Origin of the sequence: Streptomyces sp. Je 1-79 (assembly GCF_025195125.1) — a bacterium.
GTDB lineage: Bacteria > Actinomycetota > Actinomycetes > Streptomycetales > Streptomycetaceae > Streptomyces.
This window is the reverse complement of sequence record NZ_JAMGSL010000020.1, coordinates 72,649-97,470: the sequence shown is the minus strand read 5'-3', so window position 1 is coordinate 97,470 and position 24,822 is coordinate 72,649. Positions and strand designations below refer to the sequence as shown.

20 protein-coding genes are annotated in these 24,822 nt (G+C 71.3%); 7 read left to right on the top strand and 13 right to left on the bottom strand.

Going from position 1 to position 24,822, the window contains the following annotated elements; genetic code table 11:
- The first annotated feature begins 66 nt into the window (after positions 1 to 66).
- Positions 67 to 1,389, top strand: a complete 1,323-nt coding sequence (locus M5362_RS31285) for a sensor histidine kinase (RefSeq protein ID WP_374214554.1) — start codon at positions 67 to 69, stop codon at positions 1,387 to 1,389.
- Positions 1,386 to 2,063, top strand: coding sequence for a response regulator transcription factor (locus M5362_RS31280; RefSeq protein WP_260231235.1), 678 nt, complete (start codon positions 1,386 to 1,388; stop codon positions 2,061 to 2,063). Before M5362_RS31285 ends, M5362_RS31280 begins: the two co-directional genes overlap by 4 nt.
- 76 nt (positions 2,064 to 2,139) lie before the next feature.
- Here M5362_RS31280 and M5362_RS31275 read toward each other — a convergent pair whose 3' ends face one another.
- From M5362_RS31275 to M5362_RS31265, 3 genes are all read right to left on the bottom strand, one after another.
- Positions 2,140 to 2,967 (bottom strand): hypothetical protein, encoded by an 828-nt coding sequence (locus M5362_RS31275; protein WP_260231234.1) that lies wholly within the window; start codon positions 2,965 to 2,967, stop codon positions 2,140 to 2,142.
- The gene (locus M5362_RS31270) at positions 2,967 to 4,238 is read right to left on the bottom strand and encodes a VWA domain-containing protein (protein ID WP_260231233.1); all 1,272 of its coding nucleotides are present in this window, start codon (positions 4,236 to 4,238) and stop codon (positions 2,967 to 2,969) included. The genes M5362_RS31275 and M5362_RS31270 overlap by 1 nt, the downstream gene beginning before the upstream one ends.
- A gap of 516 nt (positions 4,239 to 4,754) precedes the next feature.
- Positions 4,755 to 6,524, bottom strand: coding sequence for a hypothetical protein (locus M5362_RS31265; RefSeq protein ID WP_260231232.1), 1,770 nt, complete (start codon positions 6,522 to 6,524; stop codon positions 4,755 to 4,757).
- A gap of 560 nt (positions 6,525 to 7,084) precedes the next feature.
- On the opposite strand from M5362_RS31265, the gene M5362_RS31260 reads away from it, so the two are divergent.
- Positions 7,085 to 7,699, top strand: a complete 615-nt coding sequence (locus M5362_RS31260; protein ID WP_260231230.1) for a hypothetical protein — start codon at positions 7,085 to 7,087, stop codon at positions 7,697 to 7,699.
- A gap of 1,050 nt (positions 7,700 to 8,749) precedes the next feature.
- Here M5362_RS31260 and M5362_RS31255 read toward each other — a convergent pair.
- From M5362_RS31255 to M5362_RS31235, 5 genes are all read right to left on the bottom strand, one after another.
- Positions 8,750 to 13,258, bottom strand: coding sequence for a caspase family protein (locus M5362_RS31255; protein ID WP_260231229.1), 4,509 nt, complete (start codon positions 13,256 to 13,258; stop codon positions 8,750 to 8,752).
- A 2-nt stretch (positions 13,259 to 13,260) separates the two neighbouring features.
- The gene (locus M5362_RS31250) at positions 13,261 to 13,680 is read right to left on the bottom strand and encodes a hypothetical protein (RefSeq protein WP_260231228.1); all 420 of its coding nucleotides are present in this window, start codon (positions 13,678 to 13,680) and stop codon (positions 13,261 to 13,263) included.
- A gap of 203 nt (positions 13,681 to 13,883) precedes the next feature.
- Positions 13,884 to 14,264 (bottom strand): DUF2267 domain-containing protein, encoded by a 381-nt coding sequence (locus M5362_RS31245; RefSeq protein ID WP_261366729.1) that lies wholly within the window; start codon positions 14,262 to 14,264, stop codon positions 13,884 to 13,886.
- A 116-nt stretch (positions 14,265 to 14,380) separates the two neighbouring features.
- The gene (locus tag M5362_RS31240; RefSeq protein ID WP_260231226.1) at positions 14,381 to 14,776 is read right to left on the bottom strand and encodes a DUF2267 domain-containing protein; all 396 of its coding nucleotides are present in this window, start codon (positions 14,774 to 14,776) and stop codon (positions 14,381 to 14,383) included.
- 99 nt (positions 14,777 to 14,875) lie between these two features.
- The gene (locus M5362_RS31235; protein ID WP_260231225.1) at positions 14,876 to 15,307 is read right to left on the bottom strand and encodes an Hsp20/alpha crystallin family protein; all 432 of its coding nucleotides are present in this window, start codon (positions 15,305 to 15,307) and stop codon (positions 14,876 to 14,878) included.
- Between the two features lie 128 nt (positions 15,308 to 15,435).
- Here M5362_RS31235 and M5362_RS31230 point away from each other — a divergent pair, with 128 nt between their 5' ends.
- Positions 15,436 to 16,065: a type III effector protein gene (locus tag M5362_RS31230; RefSeq protein ID WP_260231223.1), complete on the top strand. Its 630-nt coding sequence runs from the start codon at positions 15,436 to 15,438 to the stop codon at positions 16,063 to 16,065.
- A 356-nt stretch (positions 16,066 to 16,421) separates the two neighbouring features.
- Here M5362_RS31230 and M5362_RS31225 read toward each other — a convergent pair whose 3' ends face one another.
- The 5 genes from M5362_RS31225 to M5362_RS31205 form a co-directional block, all read right to left on the bottom strand.
- A complete protein-coding gene (locus M5362_RS31225; RefSeq protein ID WP_260231222.1) occupies positions 16,422 to 17,153 on the bottom strand; it encodes a flavodoxin family protein in 732 nt (243 codons plus the stop codon).
- A 253-nt stretch (positions 17,154 to 17,406) separates the two neighbouring features.
- The gene (locus M5362_RS31220) at positions 17,407 to 18,345 is read right to left on the bottom strand and encodes an endonuclease/exonuclease/phosphatase family protein (protein WP_260231221.1); all 939 of its coding nucleotides are present in this window, start codon (positions 18,343 to 18,345) and stop codon (positions 17,407 to 17,409) included.
- A gap of 71 nt (positions 18,346 to 18,416) precedes the next feature.
- Positions 18,417 to 19,631, bottom strand: a complete 1,215-nt coding sequence (locus M5362_RS31215) for an amidohydrolase (protein ID WP_260231219.1) — start codon at positions 19,629 to 19,631, stop codon at positions 18,417 to 18,419.
- Positions 19,632 to 19,839: 208 nt separating this feature from the next.
- A complete protein-coding gene (locus tag M5362_RS31210) occupies positions 19,840 to 21,009 on the bottom strand; it encodes a YncE family protein (protein ID WP_261366717.1) in 1,170 nt (389 codons plus the stop codon).
- Positions 21,006 to 21,629, bottom strand: coding sequence for an ankyrin repeat domain-containing protein (locus M5362_RS31205; RefSeq protein ID WP_260231216.1), 624 nt, complete (start codon positions 21,627 to 21,629; stop codon positions 21,006 to 21,008). The genes M5362_RS31210 and M5362_RS31205 overlap by 4 nt, the downstream gene beginning before the upstream one ends.
- A gap of 236 nt (positions 21,630 to 21,865) precedes the next feature.
- Here M5362_RS31205 and M5362_RS31200 point away from each other — a divergent pair, with 236 nt between their 5' ends.
- From M5362_RS31200 to M5362_RS31190, 3 genes are all read left to right on the top strand, one after another.
- A complete protein-coding gene (locus tag M5362_RS31200; protein WP_260231215.1) occupies positions 21,866 to 22,333 on the top strand; it encodes a hypothetical protein in 468 nt (155 codons plus the stop codon).
- 133 nt (positions 22,334 to 22,466) lie between these two features.
- Entirely contained in the window at positions 22,467 to 23,687 is a 1,221-nt protein-coding gene (locus M5362_RS31195; RefSeq protein WP_260231214.1) for a T4 RnlA family RNA ligase, read from the top strand.
- A gap of 3 nt (positions 23,688 to 23,690) precedes the next feature.
- The gene (locus M5362_RS31190) at positions 23,691 to 24,608 is read left to right on the top strand and encodes an AAA family ATPase (RefSeq protein ID WP_260231213.1); all 918 of its coding nucleotides are present in this window, start codon (positions 23,691 to 23,693) and stop codon (positions 24,606 to 24,608) included.
- The last annotated feature ends 214 nt before the right edge of the window (positions 24,609 to 24,822 follow it).

Below are 24,822 nucleotides of genomic sequence, written 5' to 3'. Positions count from 1 at the left end.
GACAACGCGGCGAGGTGCCGTGCCAGGCGTCGGGAGCAGGGGGCCATGGTGACGACAAGGCCTAGGGTGGACGCAGCGGACAAGGGGGAACAGGTGGGGGACGGTTACGGGCGGTCGCTGATCGCCGCCCTGGGGCGGGTGCCGCGCACCCTGCGCCAGGACCTCTGGACGATGGCCCGAGACCCACTGCCCCGTCAGGCGTGGTTCGGCTGGCTGCCGCACGGACACCTCGTGCTGGTCGCCGTCGCCGCGGGCCTGGGCAAGTTGGCCGAGTACAGCAGCGCGGTGCCCGTGCTCACGGGGCCCGTGCAACTGCTCATCGTCCTCCAGGCCGCTGCCCTGGTCCTCGCCCTGAGCCGCCCCGTGCCGGCCTGGTGGCTCTCCACGGTCACGCTGTTCCTGACCGCGGAGATCGGCGAGTCGACCGTCGGACCCGACCTGGTGTGGCCCTGGAGCGTCTGGGGCATCGTCGTCCACACCTTCGTCGTGCTGCTGCTCGCCCTGCGGGTCCCGCTGCGGGTCACGGTCGTCACTCTCGTGATCACCGTGCTGTCGGGCGTGGTCAACACCGTTGTTCCCACGGGATTCCCGCACAACGAGGACCTCGGCGGCGGCACCATCGCCTTCGCGACGGCGGCGGTGGTGGGAGCCTCACTCCGCATGAGCCGAGTGGCGCGGACACAGCTCGTCGCCCAGGAGGTCATCACGGCCGAGGAGCGGTCCCGGCGCACCCTTCTGGAGGAGCGCGGCCGGATCGCCCGCGAGCTGCACGACGTCGTCGCCCACCACATGTCGGTCATCTCCATCCAGGCCCAGGTCGCCCCGCACCTGGTCGAGAACCCGTCCGAGGAGCTGAGGGAGAACCTCGCCGGCATCCGCCAGAACGCCGTCGAGGCGCTGACCGAACTGCGTCGCGTCCTCGGTGTCCTCCGGGCGGAGGACCCGGCCGCCGACGGCGCACGGCACACCCCCCAGCCCACCCTGGACCGGCTCGACGAGCTCCTCGACAACGTCCGTGCCGCCGGGCTCACCGTCGACGCGACCACCACGGGAGAACGCCGTCCGCTCTCGCCGGGCGTCGAACTCTCCGCGTACCGCATCGTCCAGGAGGCGCTGAGCAACGCCATGCGGCACGCACCGGGGGCGCGGGTGCGGGTGGAGACCGGCCATCTCGCGGCCGGGCTGACGCTGCGGATCGCCAACACCCCACCGAACCGGCCCGTCGATCCCGCCTCGGCCCCCCTCTCGCCGGGACTGGGGCACGGGCTGCTCGGCATGCGCGAGCGCACCGCCATGCTGGGCGGCGAACTGACAGCCGGCCCCACCCCGGACGGCGGCTACGAGGTGACCGCCACCCTCCCCATCGAGCCCCACAAGGACGGCACATGACGAGCAGTACGACCCGGGTCCTCATCGTCGACGACCAGGTGATGGTCCGTCAGGGCTTCACCGTGCTGCTCGACGCCGAGCCCGACCTCACGGTCGTCGGGCAGGCCGTGGACGGCGAGGACGCCGTCGCCAAGGCCGCCGAACTCGCCCCCGACGTCGTCCTGATGGACATCCGGATGCCCGGCATCGGCGGCATCGAGGCGACCCGCCGCATCACCGGGCCCGCCGACGCCACCGTGAAGGTCCTCGTCCTGACCACCTTCGACCTCGACGAGTACGTGTACGAGGCCCTGCGTGCCGGAGCCTCCGGATTCCTCCTCAAGGACGCCTCGGCGGACGAACTCGCCCACGCGGTGAGGGTGGTGGCGGGCGGCGAGGCGCTGCTCGCCCCGAACGTCACCAAGCGGCTCATCGCCGAGTTCTCCCGGCTCAGCGCCGGACCCCGCCCCCCGCACCTGGACCGCGTCGGAGGTCTGACGGAACGCGAGACCGAGGTCCTGAGCCTGATCGCCCACGGACTGTCCAACGCCGAGATAGCCTCCCGCCTGGTCGTCGCCGAGCAGACCGTCAAGACCCATGTGAGCCGCATCCTGATCAAGCTGGGCCTGCGCGACCGCACCCAGGCGGCGGTGTACGCCTACGACACCGGGCTCGTCCGCCCGGCCGGCCGGTGACCGGCGCGGCACGATGCTCCGGAACGGGGAGCGGTCGCGACCGTCGAGGACGGTCGCGGCCGCTCGTACCGGGTCGTCAGACGGCCGGCGGTACCCGTGACGGGCGGCCGGAGCCGCGGGTCAGGGAGTAGCCCCCGATGCCGGCGAGCGCGCCGAGGACGCCGCCGACGGCGGTCCAGACCCAGCGGTCGGACCACCAGCCCGAGGACCAGCCGTCCTCGGGAGCCCGCGCCTCGACCGCCGACGGCGCGTCGCCCGCGGCCGCGTCCTCCGTCGTGGCACCGGGCACGAGCGGGGCGGCGAGCGTGCCGTCGCCCGCGTAGGCGCCGCCCTTCTCGGCGGAGACCGCACCTACCCGGGCCGTGAACGGCTGACCGAGGTCGTCCTCCGGGATCCCGGTGACCGTCAGCCGGACGTAGTAGCTGCCGGGCAGCGGGTCCTCGTCCCAGGTGTCGGCCCACGGGCGGACGGGGCGCAGGGTGCAGGACAGCTCCACGGCCGGGGCCTCCTTCGCCGCGGTCTTCGACTGCATGCCGTACATGCACGGCTGACGGCGGCGCAGACCGTCGTAGACGTCGATCCGCCAGGTGGAGGAGCCGTGCCGGGCGGTGGACTCGGGCAGGGTGACCGAGGCCGTCACCGTGGGCCGCTGACCGGTGTCCGCGGGGAACACCCAGTACAGGTAGTCGCCCGCAGAGGCCTCGGCGGTGGCCTGCTGGCCCTGGCGGAAGGCGGCGGCGGTACGGAACGTGGTGCCGGCCTCGGTCGGTCCGGCCGACTCGGCGGCGCCCGCGCTGCCGCTCGGGGTCGGGGTGGCCGAGTCCGCGAAGGCGGGAACGGCGACCGGGCCGAGCAGGCCGGCGCCCGCGAGGAGCGCGGCGCTCAGGGCGCGTACGGTACGCATCAGTTGGTCCTCCAGACGGCGACGCGCCAGCGGGACAGCCAGCCCCACAGCAGACCGCCCACGAAACCGGCCAGGACGAGCACACCGAGCAGCCACCAGCCGCGGCCGAGGCCGAAGGCGGCCACGTCGGAGGCCTCGTCGGGCGCGTCGACCACGTCGACGGCCAGCTCGATCGGCATACCGGGCGTGGTCTTCACGGACGGCGGCGCGGAGAAGGAGTTGCTGATCTGGAGGCAGACGGCCTCGGCCGCGGGCTTGTCCCCGTCGACGCCGTCCACCGGCTGCTTGGGGTAGCGCAGACCGGTCGAGATGACGTCCGTACGTCCGTCGCCCGCCTCCGAGCCGCGGACGATCTCACGGCCGTGCAGGGTCACGGCCCGCATGAGGACGCCGTAGTCGTCGTTGACGGCGCGGTCGGCGGAGATGCTCACCGAGGCACGGAGCTCCTGGCCGGGCAGGACGTCCACCCGGTACCAGCGGTGCTGTCCGAAGGTCTCGCGGTCGGTGTAGAGGCCCGGCTTGAGCGTGGGGGCGTCGGCGCAGCGGTCGGTGCCCTCGGTGGCCACCGGGGTGACGACGGGTTCGGCGGCGCGGTCGACCAGTTGCCTGACCCGCTTGGAGAGTTCGTCGGTGTGCCGGACCGAGGTGTACGTGCCGCCGGTCGCCTCCGCGATGCAGGTGAGCTGCTGGCGGATCTTGGCGTTCGGCACCAGGCCCAGGGTGTCGATGGTGAGGTGGATGCCCCGGGCGGCGATGTCACGCGCCACCTCGCAGGGGTCGAGCGGGGCGCAGGTGTCCTCCCCGTCCGTGATGAGCACGATCCGGCGGGTGGCGTCACCGCCCTTGAGGTCCTCGGCCGCTCCGAGCAGGGCGGGCCCGATGGGGGTCCAGCCGGTGGGGGCGAGGGTGGCGACGGCGGTCTTGGCCTCGGTCCGGTCGAGCGGGCCGACCGGATAGAGCTGCCGGGTGTCCTTGCAGCCCTTCTTGCGGTCCTGCCCGGGGTAGTCGGCGCCCAGGGTGCGTATGCCGAGCTCGACCTCCTCGGGGACGGCGTCGAGCACCTCGTTGAAGGCCTGCTTGGCGGCGGCCATCCGGGACTGGCCGTCGATGTCGCGTGCCCGCATCGAGCCGCTCACGTCGAGCACCAGCTCGACCTTGGGGGATTCCTTCGCCACCGGTTCGTCGGCGGCGGCGCCGGTCGGGAACAGCCCGACGGCCAGGACGGCGAGCAGCGCGCAGGCCCCGGTCGACAGCCGTTTTCTCGTGATCATGGGCGGATCGTAGGGATGATCGTCCGACAATCCAAAACGGGCGGGGGCCCCGGCGGGGGAGGTCGGTCCCGCATGGAGGGGGATGCGGGCCAGGGAGGGGATTTGAATGCGTTCAGAAATTCGCGGGCCGGTGCGGGCGTCGGCGCGTGCCGGGGACAGGTTCGGCGCGGTGCTGACGGCGTGTGTGTCGGTGCTCGTCGTCGAGGCCTTGATCGGGGCGATCGCGTTCTCCGTGTGGGCACAGACCCAGGAGCGCCCCGACCTCGCCGGCACAGGGGTCGTCTTCCTTGTCGTGGCCGCGCCGTTCGTGGCGGCCTTCAGTACGAGACGCAGCCGGCCGACGGCCCCGGGGCGACCCGCTGCGTCAGCCACCCACACGAACCATCCGGATGATGGTGCGGTTCGATACAGGCCATCCTGGTCGAACTTCTCACGCCAGTACGCAGGGTCTACGTTATGGCGCGCGGGCCGCCTCCCTGTCGGCCCCGGCCACGAAAGGGTCAATTGCCTCGGGGTCTACTCGACATCGCAGGTCGTGGCTTCGGAATCAGCCGGTTTCATAGAACTCGTGCCGGTGCTCTCGCTCTTCCTGCCCGCCTCGATGGGGGCGCAGCGCCGCCTTTGAAGCTCATCGCGTTCAACGTCCGGGATCGTCATGGACTCGGCGAGCACGGAGGCGAGCGTGTTCACTTGAGTGTCGTCGATGTCGGCGTGAAAGAGCCATCGGATGTTCTCGTCGCGCGTGATGAGGTCGATCGCCAAACGTGCGCTTCTGTCCTGTGCGGTTGCTGCCCGTACGTATCGCACCCGGTCGATCGGGATGTCCTGAACGATCTCGCCCTGTTCGAGGAATGCGTTCGTCTTGGCCGTGATGATGCGGCGATCCGTGACGGCCACCAGCGTCTTTGCCGCGGCCTTGTCCCTCGCTGCCGCCAACTTCTCCTTCGCTCCGCTGAAGATCGCCGAAACGGGACCGAGGGCGTCGAGCTGGTCGGGGAAGCCGAGTACACGGAGGGTCTCACCGTCCTCGAGGAACCATCGCAGGATGGGAAGATACGGCTCGAGATCCAGCGATTTTGGTGCGCAGACGACGCCCGGAGCCTCGAGCGGAGGGGCCGGCGGACGGAGAGCGTCGGCAAGAGGCTCGATTGCTTCCAGAAGACGGGCGGAGGTTTCGCGGGCTGCCTTCACGTCCTTCCGCTTCCCTGGCAGCGGCCATGCGTCGGGGCCGGGGAGTTCGGCGGTGATCCGCAGTTCCCGCGTCAGCGAGTCGACGAGGCTCGTCGACTCGGCGAGCGTGGAGTCGAACTCCGCGCGGGTGTCGCGTGCGATGACCTCGGCGTACTGCGCCTCGGCGGCGTCCTCGCGTCCAGCGGCCCTCGCCCTCGCGGCGCGGAGCGCGTGATACCCGGTCCACGCCTTGAGGGAGGACAGGAGGGCGTAGGCGTCGAAAGCGATCGCCTCGGCGTTCGTCTGCAGATACTCCCGGTTGCTGCGTGCATCCGCCCGGCCGATCTGCCGGACGTGGTCGCGGACGTTCCCCTGGTAGAGCTCAAGCTGCTTCTGCAGCAGCGCTCCGCTGCCCGCGACGTCATCCCACAAGGACGTCGGGACCGATTCGATCTCTCGCGCCTGGTCGACCGCGCGATCGATGGTGGCGACGAGCCCGGTCAGTTCAGCCCACTGATCCTTGCGGATGTCGGCGAGGACCTGACTTGTCACCGCGAGGTTGGTTCTGACGAGGCCCGAGACCTCACTCAGCATCATCTGAAGGGCGACCATGGCCAGCGCCGGCCCGATCGAGGCCGCGGTCTGCGCCTTGCTCACCGCATTCACGGAGTAGAAGCGTGCCTGACGCGAGATGCGGCCAGGAACCATCACCGCTCCGAGGTTCCCGCCGTCCTTGACGGCGAGCGTCGCGCCGCTGTTCAGCAGGGCCTGTGTCGTGGCGTCGATCCTGTAGAGCCCCTGCACGCCGACGAACGCGTTTCCGAGATTGCCTGCCAGGGTCGCCGCGTTCCCGATCGAGGCGAGGATCGCCGAGATCTGCTTGCGGTCGGCAGCCGGCACGATCCCGAAGTCGATCAGATCGGGCTTCAGCTCCGGCGGGACCTCACCGGCGACGACAGCCACCCCTGGGAGCACCTCCACCAGGACCGTCGACGCCGTCGTCGAGTCGATGTCCGAGTTGGACGCCGGACCGTCGACAACAGGTGAGTCGGCGGTATCGCTCCGGCCGTTCTCCCCCGGATCGCCGATCTCCATCGAGTCCGATGGGTCCTGCATGCGATCTCCTCCCCGCGAGGGCGCGCGACGGTCAGACGCCGTCGGCGCTCACTGCCGAATTCTACGGCTCGACGCCCCCCGGTTCGGCCCGAATCCACCGCGCTGATTCCGGGCTGGCTGGTGCCGGGCATGGGCGCATCCGGCGGCGCAGAACCAGTCCCAGCAGGGCCGTCAGCAGCGAATTCCAGCTCCCGCCATTCCGCTCACGGGGGTTGGAGGCATCGTGCCGGGTGCGCTGGGTACGCTCGCCTTCGGTGTGGCCGCGGAACCGTGCCTTTCAATCCGATGGGGGAGCGGGCCGGTTCAGTGGGGTGGCCACCGGCGTGCGGAGAACCGGGGGAGCCATGTCCTTGGCCATGTGTCCACTGTGCAGTGACGACGAGGACATCGAGGTGTGCGCGAGACTCGACGGCGGACGCCGGAGGGTCAGACACCGATGCGGTTTCGAGTGGGAGCATGGGGAGTCCTCGTCCACGCAGAGACAGACGGCCCGCTCCTTCGAGGTTCTCAGGGCACGATTCCCGAAACCCGAGGACGTCGATCCCGAGCGGTTGGAGCGCGTGGCCCGGCTGAAGTCGCAGTATCTCGCCGTCAAGCCGGACTTCGACTCGCGCGTGGCCGTCTACTGGGCCAAGTATCAAGAGGTATTCGCCCCTGACGGACTGCGGACGTGCGACCCACAGGTACTCAAGGACTTCGCCAACTCCGAGATCGGCGCGCGGCCCGGGAACCAGGCCACGTTCAACTCCGCGTGGAACGAGATGGGCGAGGTGGCGGCAGCCGAGGCGACCCGCTCGACGATCGGGTACCTCCTGTACGGGCCTGACGAGGTGCCCTTGGAGGATCGGCTCCAGCAACTGCTCGACGGTTCGAAGCCCTTCGCCATGACCGGCTTCAAGGAAGCGCTCCTCACGAAGGTCCTGTGCGTGATGTACCCCGAGCGGTTTCTCACGATCCTCAAGTACATGACAGATGCGGGTGGCAAGCGCGAGATCGCGCGCCTGGTCTACGGCTTGGAGCTTCCGGCACCGGAGTCGGTGAGCTGGACCAGGGGGCGCCTCATTCTCTGGAGCAATGATCTCCTTCGTTCCCTCGTCGGCGACGGCTTCGCCAACCAGCAGCACTCGGCCGCCTTCCTGTGGTGGGCCAAGGACCGTGTCGAGCGGTGCGGGTGACCGCGTTGACCTTCTGATAACCGCCGTCGCGTCACTCATCGCCTCGACGAACGAGAACCCCGCTCCTTCCGAGCCGAAGCACACGGTGGAGATCCGGGACCCTGGGACCTGCCTGGTCGGCGCGGGGCGGCCTTCTGCGGTTCTCGGTCAAACTTCGGCGGAGGCGGTTCGATAGATCCAGGGCGTCGGTCGCGAACGCGAGAGCGACGCAGAGGCCGGTCACCTCGTGGAGGGCCGGCCGGACCCGGCCCGCCCTCTTCCGCCTAATGCCAACCGGTGTACCCGTCGGGGTGCCCTCCGCCACCTTCGCCCCGTGTGAGGCCGTACAGGAACAGCCCCAGCACGAGCAGCGCGAGCAGCACGGTCCAGACAGTGCCTGGGAAATCTGTGAGACTCGTCCGCCGTGACGGACCGTTGCCCTGGCCCTCGGTGTCGCTGTCCTCGTCGCCCATTCCGCCCCCTCCATCCATATACATGGCACTGCGCCGCGCGGCTGGCGTCAAGCCCCAGCGCCCGGGGTGTGTCGAGGATGGGACCGATGCCGGCCGTCCGCGCCCTTGCGGAGGGCTGGCCAGTCTGGAGGTAGGGGCTGCGACCAGGCTTCGGACTCGGCCTGCTCTTCGGCATGCCTGGCCTTCACCCAGGCGGCCTTGCCCTTCTCGTTCTTCTCTTTGGGTGCCCGCCGGCAGCCGCTGCACACCTGCGTGGATAGCCACTCGGCGAACCCGCACGGCGGTCGGCTGGCCGATGGGACGGATCACGATCGGCACGGTGGTCCCAGGAGTGGTGGATCGGTCAGATGGTCTTCACGGCCATGGGCGTTATCCCTTAGGGGAGTTGGGCCAACGGTTGCGGGAGAACGCGATGCGCGGGTCGACCGGTCGGGCCGCCGAGTCGGCGACCGGGGTGGTGGACGGACGTTCGGGTGGAGCCACGGGACGTGGGGGAGGGTCCGTCGCCAGGCGCGTTCGGACCGTGCGCGGTCCGGCCGATGACGAGGCACGAGAGCAGCGCTCACCCGTGGCGGAGCAGAGGCCCCAAGGAGCGCCGTCAGGCGCAGGAGCGCTGGTGTGGGAGGTGAGGGAACAGTGCGCTCCACTGGTCCTCCTCGACACTGAGCGGGTACCTGGCGCAGAGGCGCTCGTGGATCGCGTCGGTGTCGCGGTCGAGGAGGAAGGTGTACTTGGGCTCCATGGTTCCGCCGTCCCTCGGCCCGCCTCCCTGTACCAGCATGGTTCCGTGGAGCGAGGCGGGCATCGTGACCTGGGTCCCGGCGTCGAGGGTGACCGCCTCCGGGGTACGCCATTCGCCGTCCGGCCCTATGTCCCATATCCGGTAGGGCTGATCGCCGGCACTGATCGTCACTGCCTGGTCGCCCGCTGGGCTGAACTGCAACTCCTCTATCTCCAGGTCGAAGCGCATAGCCTTGGTCTCCTTCGGGTCCTTCGCATCGCTCACGTCCCAGAACTGCAGTTTCCCGTCCTTCAGGGCGGTGACCAGCCGGTCCTGCCCGGCCGACCAATGCCTGTAGGGCGCGGCAGGGAGCCGGCCCCCTTCCCGGGGGTGGGTCGGGTCGCTGACGTCCCAGAGTTTCGCCGTTTCCGTCGCCTCCTGGACAACGACCAATTCGCTCTCCGGCAGGTACGCGACGTCGGTGGAGCCGCGGCCGAGCGTGATCCGCCCTTCCGACTCGCGGGGGCGGCGCGGGTCACTGAGGTCCCACACCGTCAGGTCGTACTCGTCGGGATCCCCGGTTCTGTTGTCCGCCGTGACCAGAGCCCTGTCGCCCATGAACCAGGTGTCACGGTTGCGCACGTCCGCGAGAACGGGAATGTCCGACAGTTTCACCGGCCGCCGCAGGTCCCGGACATCCCACACCTGCGCCGTGGCATGGTCGGACGAACTGAGCACGAGTAGATTGCCGTCGGACGACACGGCAGTCGTCATGCCTTGTGCCGTGGTGTAGGTGATCTCGCCCGCTTCCTCGGGCTGCCCGTGGTCGTCGTCGAACGTCCAGAAGCGGTAGACGTTCTTGCCTGCGTCGCCGAAGCGGTGCGCCAGCACGATCGGTCGGTCCCTGCCGGGCAGGAACGCCCTGGAGGACCATGGGTGGGGAAGCGTGAATCGTCTGCGCGGTTCGGCGCCCTTCGCGGTGCTCGCCGTAGCCAGGTCCCAAACAACGGATCTGTCAGGGTTCGTGACCTGGGTGAGCAGGAACCGGCCGTCGGGGCTGACGGGATCCGTGTCGGTTTCGTAGTCGTGCACTTCTCCGTCGACCGCCTCGGCCGGTTTCGTGGCCGGCCAGATACGGATTCTTCCCCCGACATCGCCCACGGCCAGGTGACGGCCGTCCGGGCTGTACGCCACACTCTGGACGGGTTCGGCCCCCGGCAGGGCTCCGGCGCCGGTGTTCTCGTCGTAGAGGTTCCCCTTGGCCGGCACCACACGGATGCGGACGCCTTCGAGGCTGTCGGAGTCGGCGGCGGCCACCATGACACCGTCCGGGTGGAAGCTCATCGACTTGATGTCCTTGTATCCGAAGGGCCACCTGGTCAACTCCTCTCCCGGGGGCACGGCCACGAGGCGGCTGCCTGCTTCCACCGTCCACCAGGCCGTCTCCGCCTCTGCGCCCGCCGCCAGTAGAAGGTCGCGCCGGGGGTGGAAGGAGATTGCCATGACGGTCTTCGGGTTGGCCGTGTCCAGAAGGCGCGGTCGGGACGGATCTCCGACATCCCACAGCTGGACCGTCGCCTTCTCGTTCTCCGCCCTGGCATCGTTGCCTGTCGCCAGCAGCCCCTCACGGTTGAACGACAACGCGACGAGGTCCCCCCGCGCGGTCTTGTGTTCCGCGCGCAGCCGTGGCTCCGACGGCTCGGAGACGTCCCACAGCCGCAACCTCCCCGCCGCGCTCCCGGTGGCGAGCGTGCGGCCGTCCGGGCTGAACGCCGCCGTGAAGGTCGCGCCACCGGCGATCGCGCGGCGGGCCAGGCGTCTCGGCTTCGCCGGGTCGGCCACGTCCCACAGGACGAGTTCCGTCGCGGTCTGCGCGGCCAGCAACCGCTGTCGAGGATGGAATGCGATGGCCGCGCTGCTCGTGAGCTCCAGGGACGTCGCCTTGCGGGGGGTGCTCGCCCTGGAGACGTCCCACAGCGCCACCCGTCCACCCCGCTGGCTGGTCGCCAGCAGCTTCCCGTCACTGCTGAAAGCGACGAAGAGCACGGGCTCCCGCTCGTCCGCGGACAACTCGACCGGTGTCAGGGTCAGATAGGACGAGTAGAGGCTCGAACGGCTCGCGGGCGTGTCCGCCAGCCGGTACGCGGCCAGGCTCAGCCGGAGCGCCGTCTGCGGGTCCCGCCGACGCATGGTGTCGGCCTGTGAGGCCAACTGATCGGCCATGAGCACAGTCGCCCGGTTCTCGGCGTCCCGCTGCGCACCCCGCGCCACCACCGCCAGCACGCTCGCCAGCACGGCCAGCACCACGACCACCGCGACCGCCGCCCGGCGGACGGCCCGGCTGCGGCGCTGCGCCCGGTCGGACGCCTGGAGGAAGTCCTGCTCCACCGGCCGGACCGGCAGCGTGCCACCGCCCCGCCCGAGCCGGGCCCGCGCCGACGCGAGCTGGTCGCCGCCGTACAGGCCGCTGTCGGGACGGCCCGCTTCGTGCCAGCCCTCAGCCGCCGCACCCAGCCTCCGGCGCTCCAGCAGCCCGGACCGGTCCTCGAGGATCCAGTCCCGCAGCCGCGGCCAGGCGTACAGCAGCGAGTCGTGGCAGAGCTGCGCCTCGCCCTCGTCGACGATGACCAGCCGGTCTGCCGCCAACCGGTCGACCAGGCCGGTGACGCCGGCGAGGTCCTGCGACGGCACCCGGCGACGTACCGCACGGCCGCCGTCGTCCACCAGCAGCACCATGCGCAGCATCAGTTCACGCAGCGTGCGTTGCCCGGCCGAATCCAGTGAGTCGTACAGCTCGTCGGCCGTGCGCGCCACAGAGGTGCGTATCCCGCCGGATGCCTGGTATCCGGCGTAGGTCAGCAGGTCGCCGTGGCGGCGTGCCCAGGTCTGCCGCAGGGCGTGCGCCAGGAACGGCAGCGCCACGGCGTCGCCCTCGACAGCGCGCTCCTGGCGCAGTTCGCGCAGGACGTGGTCAGCGAGCCCTTCCTCCAGGCTCAGGCCGGCGTGCTCGGCGGGCCGTTCGACGGCGGCGCGCAGCTCGTCGTCGGACATGGCGGCGACGGTGAACTGCCCCTTCCGTACGATGCGGGCGAGGCGCGCGTCGTTCAGGCACTGTCCGTAGAAGTCGGCGCGCAGCCCGAGGACGATCCGGGGGGCGTTGCCGTCCGGCGGGCCGGAGATCGCCCGGATGAAGAGCTCGCGCTCCTCCACGTCCTGGCACTGGGTGAAGATTTCCTCCAGCTGGTCGACGACCACGACGTCGGGCCCGTCGTCCGTCCCGAAGCGCCCCGCGCCCAGCTCGCGTTCCACCTCGGCGAACGGCCTGCCGACGGCCGCCGCCCACATCTCGGCGAGCGTGTGGAACGGGCGCGGCCCCGCGCCGGGGACGAGAAGCACCCGCTCGGTCGCCAGGGCCGCCACGAGCCCCGCTCTGAGCAGCGAGGACTTGCCGGCCCCAGAAGGCCCGACGAGGACGACAGGCCCTGCGGACTCCTTGCTCCTCACCCGTTCCACCAGCGACCGGGTCAGTTCCTCTCGCCCGAAGAACAGATGGTGCTGCTCGGGGAGGAACGGCCGCATGCCGGGATACGGGCATGGCCCCTCGCTCTGCGGTTCGACCGCTTCCGTCTCCGCGCCCACCACCCGTCCCGGATTGCGGGCCACGCGCAGGTCGGCGGCCCGCCCCACGCCGTCCGAATGGGGGCGCGCGGGACCGCCCTGGAACCGCTGGTCGAGGCTGCGGTACAGGTCGAGAAGCGTGAACCAGGCCGGTCCGCCGGCATCGCCCTCGGTCAGCAGCCGCAGCAGCTCACCGCTGAAGAGCGTGTGCCGCGCTCCCTCGGGGGCGAACGACGCCGCGTAGTGCGTGGCGGAGGTGAGCAGGAAGCTGCCCTCGGGGCGGGCGGAGGTGAGCAGTTCGCGGTACGAGTCCTGGGGCGCGGCGTCCGCGAGCCCCGAAAAGCAGCAGTCAAGGACGACGACCGGGCTGGCCGTCGCGTCCCCGAGTCGTTTGCTGATCTGGTCGTAGGGCACGGCGTGGACGGTGTCGCCCGGTGACGCGGTGCCCGAGGTGGCGAGGTACAACTGCCTGCCCGGGCCGAGCAGTCCGTGCCCGACGAAGAAGAAGAGCACCACGCCGGCTTCGGAGGCATCGATCGCGGCCTGTACGGCGGCCAGCACCTCCGTCGGCCCCTCGGGGTCGATGACCTCGGTGACCCGGCCCTCCATGCCGCACCGCTGGCGCAGCACGTCCGCGATGTCGTGTGCGGAGCGCGCCGCGCTGGGCAGGTCCGCGAGCCCCGCAGCCCCCTCGGCGCCGTACCGGCCGGTCCCGACGACGACGGCATGGCAGTTCGCCGCCGCCAGGTCTCCCCGCTCGCCCGGCATCGTCAGGCGCTCTCCGTGCCCTCGGCCCTGGCGGGTTGCGGTTGCTGCCCTTGCTGAGGCGACGTCCGGTCGAGTGCTTCGGCGACCTGCTGCGCCAAGTCCCCGGCACTCTGCGCGGCCCGACCGTCGATCCTCTCCGACGTGACCGTGACCTGGGTGCCGTCAGGCCGGGTGATGGTCACGATCTGGTTGACCTTGCGGCTCTGGAGCCAGGCGACCACCGCCGCGGCGACGGCTGCAGTCAGCCCGCCCGGCGCAAGCAGCAACGGCACGATCTCCGTAACTCCACCGCTCATGCTCCCAGGCTCCGGAACTGCGGAAACCGGCGCCCCCACGCGACTCCGCAGCTGCGGATCCCGCCGCAGCCACTCCCGCAGATCGTCCGTCTCGACCGGCCCGCCGGCGTCCAGGGTGATCCTCACGTGCCCTCCGAAAGATGGGTGGTGCCCAGAGCCTCCTGAGGCTAACCACGCACTCCTCCCGCCACCAGGCTAGATCCGTACGGAAGTTGGCCTGAATCAAGACAACTCCGACTCATCTGCTGGCAAAGCCGGAACCCAGGGGGCAGGGGTCCTTGGAGGATGGATCACGCGGCGGGCGCGTCTTCGGGGCGGCACGTCGCCGTCTACGCGGCCGGGGCGAGTTCGGCGCGGCCGAACAGCAGGGCGTAGCCGGTGGGGAGCTGGTGGAGGATGCGGGTGATCAGGTCGCGGCTCGCGTAGGCGGTGACGGCGGAGAAGACGGAGCCGGTGTCCCAGCGGGTGGTGGCCAGAGAGGCGTCGGTGCGGGCGGCGAGGTCCTTGACGAAGGACCAGCCGGTGAGCGGCTCGGTAGCGGGGATCTGCGCGGTCAGCACGCGGGCGGCTTCCAAGGGCAGGCAGGCGGCCAGGTCGACGCGTTCGTCGCCGGTCAGCTGGCGCCCCAGCCCGGCAAGAACCAGGCGGACGGCTTCGTCGGCTCTCTCCCGGGTGGGGTAGGCGCCTTCGTAGCGGACCTTCTCCAACATCTGCTCGTATGCCGTCCCGTACGGCTGCTGGGGCGATGCATGCCGGTTGGAGATCACGGAGGTGGTTGCCTTTCTTGTTCGTGGCCGGTGTTCGGGGCACCGGCCCGCGGGGGTGGTCAAGTGGGCTGGGGTCGGCCGAAGAGCAGGTCGTACCCGACGGGGAGCTGGAGCAGGATCTGCCCCAGCAGGTCCTCGTCGGCGGCGTCGGCGACGGTGGACAGCACGGCGCTGACGTCCCAGGCCGCGGTCTGCTCGGTGGCGCCTTCGATCCATGCCGCGGTTGCGCGGACGAACCGTTCCGGGGGCAGCGGCTCGGCGCTCTGCAGCGGGTTGAGCAGGATCAGGGCGAACGCCTCGGGCAGGCGGGCGGCCAGCTGGGCGCGGACATTGCCGACCAGGTGCGCGCCGAGGAGGGCGAGCACCACGCGGGCCGCGCGCTCGGCTTCCTCCGGCGTGTCGTACTCGCCGCGTTCCTTCACGTGGCCGAGGAACGCTTCGTGTCGCACAGTCATGTCGCCACCGCCCCTTGTCTATTGGACTTCTCGCAGGGGTGCGGAGAGCGGGATGAGGGGGAGGTCGGATACTCGCCCTCCGCACCCGTCCGGCCGGCGTCAGCCGGAGATCTCCTTGCGGCCGGACCCGACACCGATGGAGATCTTGCGCGGCTTGGCGCGCTCGGCGATCGGGATGCGCAAGGTGAGCACGCCCGCGTCGTAGTCGGCCTGGATGCGCTCGGTGTCGAGGGTGTCGGCGAGCACGATCTGGCGGGAGAAGGCACCCAGCGGCCGCTCGGACAGCTCCATCTGGACGTCGTCGGCCTTCGCCACCGGCCGACGCTCGGCCTTGACCGTGAGCATGTTCCGCTCGACGTCGATGTCGATCGCGTCCGCGGTGACGCCCGGAAGATCGAAAGCCACCACGTACTCGTCACCCTCGCGGTAGGCGTCCATCGGCATCGGGGACGGGCGGGACCAGGTGCCCGGGCCCATCAGCTGCTGCGCCAGGCGGTCCAGCTCACGGAACGGGTCAGTGCGCATCAACATCGTGAAAACACCTCCAGCAGGTTCAGGCAGTTGCTGCCAATGCGCTTCACTGAAACCGTTGTAGCATGTCATCCAATGGATGACAAACAAGATGTCGTCTCTATGACGACGGAACGAGGAAGGTGCCCGTGTCCGCAGCCGGCCAGCCGCCCAGGACCAGTAGCGATGCCCACAGCCCCGCGTCGTTCCTCGCCGCAGCAGCGGCCCTGCACGCCATAGACGACGCCCTGCTCGCCGCCCGGCGCGAGGCCCCCGACGTGGCGGACAACGCGCCGGGTCCGGAGCAGGCCCTGGCCTCCCTCATGCTGCTGCGGCAGGTGCGCGAGCAGCTCGCCGCATGGGAGACCGGCCTGATCGAGACCGCCCGCGACGCAGGAGCCAGCTGGGCGGACCTCGCCGACCCCCTCGGTGTCGCCAGCCGCCAGGCTGCCGAACGCCGCTACCTGCGCGGCCGGCCCGGCGCCGCCGGAACCACCGGCGAACAACGTGTCCAGGCCACCCGGCAGGCCCGCGCTGCCGAACGCACCACCGCAACCCGGGCCCGCCACAACGCCGCCGACCTGCGCCGCCTGGCCGGACAGATCACCGCCCTCACGGACCTGCCCGCCGCGGCCCGCGGCCCGCTCGACGAACTCCACGCGGCACTCGCCCATGACAATCCCGCCACCCTCCTCGAGCCGCTGGCCGCCACGCGTCCCCACCTGACCGCCACCCATCCCGGCCTCGCTGCCCAGCTCGACGCCCTCACGTCTCCCTAGGGCTTGAAGGGGGGCTCGTCTCGTCGCCGGCGCTGGCTCGCGTGGAGGCGCGCCATGTCTACAAGGCTGTTCGACCGCGGGAGGCGTAGTACACCGCCTGTCATCGATCGCAAGTACTTCATCGACCCGACGGGCACAGCCCGCGTCACCCTGGAGCACACCGGCAGCTCCAAGGACTTCGTTCTGCGTGCCGTGGGCGAATTCGACATTGCGACCGTCTCCTGCCTCTATCGCGCCCTGCGGGACGTACCTCAGGACCGCTCCGGACGCACGATCATCGACGTCTCCAAGGTCGCGATGGACCTGCTAGGTCCGGAGCTGACTTCCACCGGATCTCCGACCGTTCCGGCCCGCACTCAACGGTGCTCGGGGTTCTCGAAGTCGAACCGGCAGCCGGCGTCCCACTCGGAGCGCTGGTTTCCGTGGGCGGGGATGCCGCCCGTGTCCTTCAGCATCCTCGCCAGGTGGAGCTGGTTCCAGGTCATGAAGGTCGCGTTGCGGTTCGTGAAGTCGTTGTCCGGCCCGCCGGAGCCGGGGTCGAGGTACGACGGGCCCGGGCCGGCCTCGCCGACCCAGCCCGCGTCCGCCTGCGGCGGAATGACGTATCCGAGGTGCTGGAGGCTGTAGAGGACGTTCATCGCGCAGTGCTTGGCGCCGTCCTCGTTGCCGGTGATCAGGCAGCCGCCCACACGACCGTAGTAGGCGTACTGGCCGCGCTCGTTGAGGATCGACGAGCAGGCGTACAGACGCTCGATCACCTTCTTCATGACTGAGGAGTTGTCTCCCAGCCACACAGGCCCCGTCAGGGTCAGGATGTCCGCGGCCATTACCTTCGAGTAGATGACGGGCCACTCGTCCGTCTCCCACCCGTGCTCCGTCATGTCGGGCCACACACCGGTCGCGATGTCGATGTCCACCGCCCTGAGCACCTCGACCTGCACGCCCTGGCGCTCCATGATTCCGGTGCTGATGTCGATCAGCCCCTGTGTATGGCTGCGCTCTGGGGAACGTTTCAGGGTGCAGTTGATCACCAGGGCGCGCAGGTCGGCGTACGACGTCGTTGAGTCCGGCACGGAATCCTCCTCCATACGCTCCGGGAGTTCGGATGTGAGGGCACCGGAGATCTCCCAGTACAGCTCACCAGGCCTTTGCCCCGGGCGCTCGTGGAGCTGGGCCGGTTGCCTGACGGCCCGCCCTCCGGCATCGGCCGTCTCCGCGCGGCGTGGTGCCGCGGTCCGGGGCCCACGCCATCCGACCAGCCGCCTCGGCGCCGGGCGGACGGGGCAACCCTGGGCGACCGACCGGATGACGCGGGGCGGGCCGGGACTCCGGGGCCCGCCCTCAACGCCGTACGCGCGCGGCCACGGGAAGGTGGTCGCTGCCCGTGCCGGGCAGCGTCCACGTGCCGCCGACCTCGGCATCCCCGCGCGCCAGGACGTGGTCGATCCGGGCGAGGGGCAGGCTCGCGGGCCAGCTGAAGGCGAACGCGGAGCGGTCGCCCCGCACCTGGGAGAGGACGGGATCCAGGCCCCGGTCGTCGACCGTGCCGTTGAGATCACCGAGGACCAGCACCGCGGCGGACCTGTCGGCCGCCAACGCCCGGCCGAGCCGGACGGCGCTCTCGTCGCGCCACGCGGTCGCGTAGCCCTGAGTGGCCCGGATCCTGACCGACGGCAGATGCGCCACGTACGTCGTCACCGGCCCGTGCGGGCTCCGTACGACAGCCCGCATGCCCCGCTCCCAGCCGGGGGCCACCTCCGCCGGCTTGAGGTCGACGCGCTCGACGTCCGTCAGCGGGTACTTCGACCACAGCCCCACCGTCCCCACCGTCGCGTGATGCGGATGCGTGGGTGCGAGAACGACACGGAACGCGGGCAGGCTCGTAGGCGTCAGCTCCTGGAGGGCGACGACATCGGGGTCGGGACCGAGAAGGATCCGCGCGACGCGGGACGGGCTGGTGTTCTCGTCGCTCACGTTGTGCTGGACGACCGTCAGGTCGTACGCCCGGGAGGTCTCGGGCGACCCCAGCGCCTCCCGGAAGACCCCCAGCCAGACGGCGCCGACGACCACGCACACCAGCGCCGCGACGACCGAGCGGCGCACGGCGGCGACGATCAGACCGACGGGCACGGCGAGACCGAGCCAGGGCAGGAAGGTCTCCACCAGACTCATCACATGGCCGGGCAGCCCGGGCACCCACGGGTGCGCCAGAAGCAGTCCGCCGCCGACGGCGACGGCGACCGCCGTGAACAGCCCGCGCCTTCTACGTGTCCCCTCCACATGACCCCCTTCGGGGGAGGGACGCCGTCACGCAAGATCCAGTTCCCGGCGTCCGGACGGAGGCCGCCACGTCAGAGCAGCTGCCCGTCCCTCGCCACCACGCGCCCCGCGCGCACCACCAGGTCCCGGCGCGGCTGGTCGACCACGACCTGGGCCACGCACTCGCCCTCCACCAGCATGAAGTCGGCCGGGGAGCCGGCCTGGAGGTCGGCGCGCGGAAGACCGAGGAGATCCGCGCCGCTGTCCGAGGCAAGCCGGAAGCAGGCCTCCAGCTCCTCGTCCAGCCGGACGTCCAGCGCCCAGCCCGCCAGCCAGGCGCGGTGCAGCATGTCCGCGTTGCCGAACGGGCTCCAGTTGTCCCGTACGCCGTCCGAACCGAGACCGACCCGGACCCCGCGCTCGGCGAGGCGCCGGAAGGGGAGCACGGTCTTCACCGACAGGGCGACCGTGGTCAGCGAGACCCCGGCGTCCGCGAGGACGTCCGCGATCTCGTCCAGCTCGCGGCCGGAAAGTTCGGCCACCGCGAACGCGTGCCCCACGTTGACCCTGCCCCGCAGGCCCAGCGCCCTGGTGCGGGCGGCGATGTCCCGCAGGGGCGCGAGCCCCTGCTCGCCGGTGTCGTGGAGGTGGATGTCGAGGCCCAGGCCGTGGCGCTCCGCGATGCCGAAGACGGTGTCGAGCTGACCGCCGTCGCGTCCAGCGCCGTCGAGATCGAAGCCGGCCGGGTCGATGCCCCCGATGTGCGACACGAGTCCGCCGGCCGCCGCCTCCTCCAGGAGCTCGGCCACGCCCGGCGTACGCCCCACCCCGTGCTGGGGGAAGGCGACCGCCTCGACGTCCACGACACCGCGCAGCTTCTCCCGCGCGGCGGCCAGTGCCTCGACGCCTTCGAGGCCGTACGCAGGGGCGACGTCGGCATGCGCCCGCATCGCCCGCGTGCCCAGTGCCGCGGCGTGCGACATCAGCCGCAGCGCCCGCTCGGCGAGGGGCGTGCGCTGCGCGCGGTACAGCTCCACGTCGCCCTCGACGTACGCGGCGATGCCGCGCGCCGGACGCCGACTGTGCCAGGGCTCGCCCCACGTCGTCTTGTCCGGGTGGAGGTGCGCGTCGACGAGGGTGGGCAGGGCCAGCCGGCCGCGCCCGTCCACGTACTCCACGTCGACGCCCTCCGGGACCGCGTCCGCCTCGGCCAGTACGCCGTCCACGGCGATCAGGTCGGCCTGCGGACCGCCCCAGGGACGGACGTCGCGGAAGACGGTGACGACGGGCGAAGTGTTCGGGGCCACGGCGGGAACTCCTCGATGAGCGGGCGGGGATGTCTTCGGGGGGTGGTGTACCACGATCGGAGCGGAACGGCCCGCTTACGGGCCGGCAGCACCGAGGGGCCTATGGGCCCGCGATGCCGAGGGGCACGGGGCCGCGCTGCCGAGCGGGCGGCGGTGGGCACGGATGCCGCGATGCCGGGGCCCGGCCGGGCCCCGCGGTCCCCAGGGTCTACAGGACCGCGACGCCGAGCGGTCGTTCGCCCGCGGCGAGCCGCTGTGTCTCGCCGGTCGGCAGGTCGACGACCGTGATGCCGTCCCACCAGCCGTCACGGGTGAAGCCGCCCGTGACGTACGCGGTACGGCCGTCCTGCGACACGGCGACGTCCTCGTGCGGACCCTCCAGCGGGTAGACCCGCTCGGAGCCGTCGGGCGCCCGGACCGTCAGTGAGGGGCCCCCGTCCTCGTCGGGGTCGATCGGGCCCGTCCCGACGACGAACAGCCTTCCGTCGGGGGTGGTCGTGGCGCCGTGCTGATGGGTGTTCGCGGTCATCGGCGCGATCTCCGAGCGGCCGGTCCGCGGGTCGACCACCGCGAGCCGTTCGCCTTCGAAGGGGAGCAGCAGCTTGCCGTCCGAAGGCCGTACGGCCGTGTAGTGCGGCTTGAGCCATGAGCCGAGACCGCCCTCGGTGCCGTACGGGGCCACCTCGATACGACGAGGATCGAGCGTGTCCGCCCGGACGACCGTCACGTCGAAGGAGTCGTGGTTCGTCGCGTACACCTCGGAGCCGTCCCGCGCCACGTCGACGTCGAAGGGGCGCCGGCCCACGGGGACCGCGGCGGTCACCTCGCGGCTCCCGGCGTCGATGACCTCCAGGGTGCCGTTCCCGCCGGGGACGTTGACGCCGACGTAGACCCGACTGCCGTCGGGGGAGAGGGCGACCCCCATGCCGCCGCCCCGGTACTCGCCGGTGGTGACGGGACCGGTGTCGGTCTCGTACGGGATGAGGGCGAGCCGTTCGCGGGCGCGGGTGTCGACGACGGCGACGCCCTCCGCGGTGGCCACCCAGGCGCGCCCGTCGGCGCCGACCGCCAGGCCGTACGGGGCGGTCCCCACCTCGACGGAGCCGAGCGGGCCCCGTCCGGGGTCGACGAAGGTGACGGTGTCGGAGCCGAAGTCGGCGACGAGGAGGGTTCCTTCGGGGGTCCGCGCGGGACCGGCCCCGGAAGAGGCCGTGGGGGCGGAGACCGGTGCCGAGGCGGGGGCGGAGGTGCCTTCCGAGGGGGCGTCGGCGCCGCCGCTCGGCGCGCATCCCACGAGGACGCCCGCGACCGCGGCGGCCGACGCGGCCACGCGCGCGTGGAGCCGCGCTCGCGTGCTCGGGCGCCCGGCCCGCCTCATCGGGAGGCCTTCCGTCCGGCGCGTGCCGACGCGGCGTCGAGCAGGCCGGCGATGCCGGCGAAACCGCGCCGCCGCGCGTGTTCCAGGGGAGTCGTTCCGTCGTGGTCCGCGAGCAGCGGGTTCGCCCCGGCGGTGATCAGCAGCTCGACGATCTCCTCGTGGGGACGGCCGCCGTCGCCGAGGATGACCGCCTCCAGGAGGGCAGTCCACCCGAGCCGGTTGACGTGGTCGACGTCCATGTCGGTCTCGCGCAGTACGGCCCGTACGTACGCGACATGGCCGCACTCCGCGGCGGGGATGAGCGAGGTCCCGCCGAAGCGGTTGGTGAGCGTCAGGTCGGGGTTCGCGCGGAGCAGCACGCGCATCATCCGCACGCTGCCCGTCACCCCCGTGACCAGCCACGGCGTGTCCGCCCGGCTGTCCCGGGCGTCGGGATCGGCGCCCGCCTCGACCAGCAGCGCGGCGGCGTCCACCCGGTCCGCCCGAGCGGCCAGAAGCAAAGGAGTTCGGCGCTCCGCGTCACGGCACTCGACGTGGGCACCCGCACCGAGCGCGGCACCGATCCCCGCGGTGTCCCCGCGCTGGGCGGCCGCGAGCAGCAGCCGGTCCTTCGGATCCATGGACGTTCTCCTTCTCGCGGCTGTCGGCAGCATGGACGTCGCCCCCTGCGGTCGGCGGAGGCAGTCGGTCCGCTCTCCTCACCATCGTGCGTCCGGCGGCGCCCGCCGGCGGTCGGCCCAGTGGGTTTCCACGGGGAACCGTCCGGTGGACCACCGGGTCATCCGATCGGTTGACCCTCCTCCTGCCGTTAAAGTGATCACCTACGACCAACTCTGGTCATTCTTTTGGGGGATTCGTGCGTTTCAAGCACACTCTGGCTGCCTGCGCGACGGCCATGGCCGCGCTGCTCGTCCCGCTCGCCGCCACGCCCGCCGCGGCCGCCACCCCGACCACGGGAGACTCGGTCGAGGCGACGGACTTCTCGTTCTCGGGAAGCTTCGAGATCGGCTGGCGGGTCGGGCCGAACAAGCTGGACCCCGTCAAGATCACGCTGCGGGACCAGGCGACCGACGGCTACGCGATCGGGGCGCGGCTGATCACGGGGGGCGAGAACGGCAAGATCGTCTGGCGGATGCGCACCATCCCGACGGGCCAGGACACCGCCTCCTGGACGACGTACGCCGCTCCCGGCGGATGGATCAACTACGCCTACTTCGAGGTCTGCAAGGTCAAGGTGAGCAACGGCGCCGTCTCGTACTGCCACACGACGCGGGTGATGAACAACCCGATCTCCGACGACGACAACGTCAAGTTCCCGGGCTGACCGACCCGGCTCGCACCACCCGCGAGGAGGGGCGCCGGCCGACCGGCACCCCTCCTCGCGGCGGTGCGGAAAAGCAGTGTCGGGCCGGCGTCTGCGCAGGTGAGAATGGGCCCTCACCGACCAGGAGGAACCCATGAGCCAGGCACACCTGACTCTCCAGGAGCTGCTGCCCGCGCAGGATCTGGCCGCGGCCATCGACGCCGGGCACGTCACGCGCAAGGCACACCCCGAACTGCCGCTGTCCATCTACACGTACACGCGGGCGTGCCAGTACGAGCGGATCTGGAACCAGGTGACCACGCGCTGCCGAGGGCTCGTCGCCGACGACGCGACCGGTGAGATCGTCGCGCTTCCCCTGCCCAAGTTCTTCAACATCGGTGAGCACGAGGCCGGTCAGCCCTACGCGCCCGCACTGCCCGACGAGCCGTTCGAGGTCTACGACAAGGTCGACGGCAGCCTCGCGGTGATCTTCCACTACGCGGGCCGCTGGCAGGTCGCGTCCAAGGGGTCCTTCATCAGCGCGCAGGCCACCTGGGCGCAGCGCCGGCTCGACGGCCGGGACACCGGTGCCCTGACCCCCGGCGTCACCTACCTGGCCGAGATCCTCTACCCGCAGAATCGTATCGTCGTCGACTACGGAGACCGGCGGGACCTGGTGCTGCTCGCCGCCTTCGGACCGGACGGCGGCGAGATCCCGCTCGCCGAGGCCGCCGCCGACTGGACGGAGATCGGATCCGTCGTACGGACCTGGCCCGCCATGCCGCTCGACGAACTGCTCGCCCTGACCGAGTCGAACACCCTGCCCGGCGGGCACGCGGCCACCGGCACGGACGCGGAGGGGTTCGTGCTCCGCTACGCCTCCGGCGTGCGGGCGAAGGCCAAGCTGAGCGAGTACGTACGCCTCCACAAGGTGCTCACCGGCGTCACCGAGCGGGACATCTGGCGCAGCCACGGCATCCAGCGCTTCGCGGGGACGTCCGTCAAGCGCCTCGCGCAGGGCCTGGGATGCTCCGTCGCCGAGCTCGGCGGCGTCAAGTCGGCGGGCGGCCGGCCGCTGGACGCCCTCCTGGAGCAGGTGCCGGACGAGTTCGACGCCTGGGTCCGGGGGGTCATCGCCCGGCTGGAGGACGAGGCCGCGGACCGCGAAGCGGCCATCGACGAGGCGTACAAGTGCGTCGCTCACCTGGCCGCGGACCGGGGCGCCTTCGCGCGGGCCGTCAAGACGCTGCCGGTCGACCCGGACATCCGGTCGGCCATGTTCCTGCGCCTCGACGGGCGGCCGACCGACCTCTTCGTCTGGCGCGCCGTCAGGCCCGAGGCATCAGACCCGTTCACGACCGATGTGGAGAACTGACCCGTGCCCGACGTACACCTCATGACCGGGCTGCCCGCCTCGGGGAAGACCACGGCCGCCCGACGGCTGCAGGCCGAGGCCGAGGGCCGGATGCGGCGGGTCAACCTCGACGACCTGCGCACCATGCTGGACGTCCCGTCCCCCGAGCGCGGCCGCTCGCACGCGCACGAGCGGACCGTCCTCGACATCCAGGACGCGGCGGTCCGCTCGGCCGTCGAGGGCGGATTCGACGTCGTCGTCGACAACACCCACCTGACCCCGCACATCCCCAAGCGGCTGAAGGCGGCCGTCGTCGGCCTCGACGCCCGCTTCGTGGTGCACGACTTCACCGACGTACCGGTCGAGGAGTGCGTACGCCGCGACGCCGCGCGCGAGCGGTCCGTCGGCGAGGAGATCATCCGCATCCTCGCGGACAAGCACACCAAGGCCACCCGTGGCGGCTGGCGGCTGACCGCCGAGTGGCTGAGCGAGCGGCCCACCGCGGCGCCGTACGTCCCCGACCCGGCGCTCCCCTCCGCCGTGCTCTGCGACATCGACGGCACGCTCGCGCTGCGCGGCGACCGTGGCCCGTACGACTTCACCCGCTGTGACCTCGACCTGCTGAACGTCTCCGTGGCCCGGGCGCTGCGCGCCTTCCGCAGCGCCGAGAACGACACGATCGTGCTGCTGTCAGGGCGCGGCGAGGACCACCGCGCCCTCACCGAGGAGTGGCTCGCGCGCCACGAAGTGCCGTACGACGAGCTGTGGATGAGAGCCCGGGACGACGGCCGCGGCGACGACGTCGTCAAGGCCGAACTCTTCGACGCGCACATCCGTCACCGGTACGCCGTACGGGTCTCGCTCGACGACCGCGACCGGGTCGTCGCCCTCTGGCGCCGCATGGGCCTGCCGACCTGGCAGGTCAACTACGGCAACTTCTAGGGCGTGTTTCGAAAGTAGCGTCGTCCGCCCGAAGGGCGGGGCCGGGGGCGTCTGGTGCGTGCGATCGCAAGGCGGAGGGAGGAGAGCGCAGCGGGCTGCGCCGACGACCGACAACGCGGCGTGGGGGCACCTCCCGTGCCCGAAGGGCTACGGGGGAGTGCGTGCCAGGCGTTCCCGGCCAGACGGGACTTTCGAAACACGCCCTAGGCGGCGG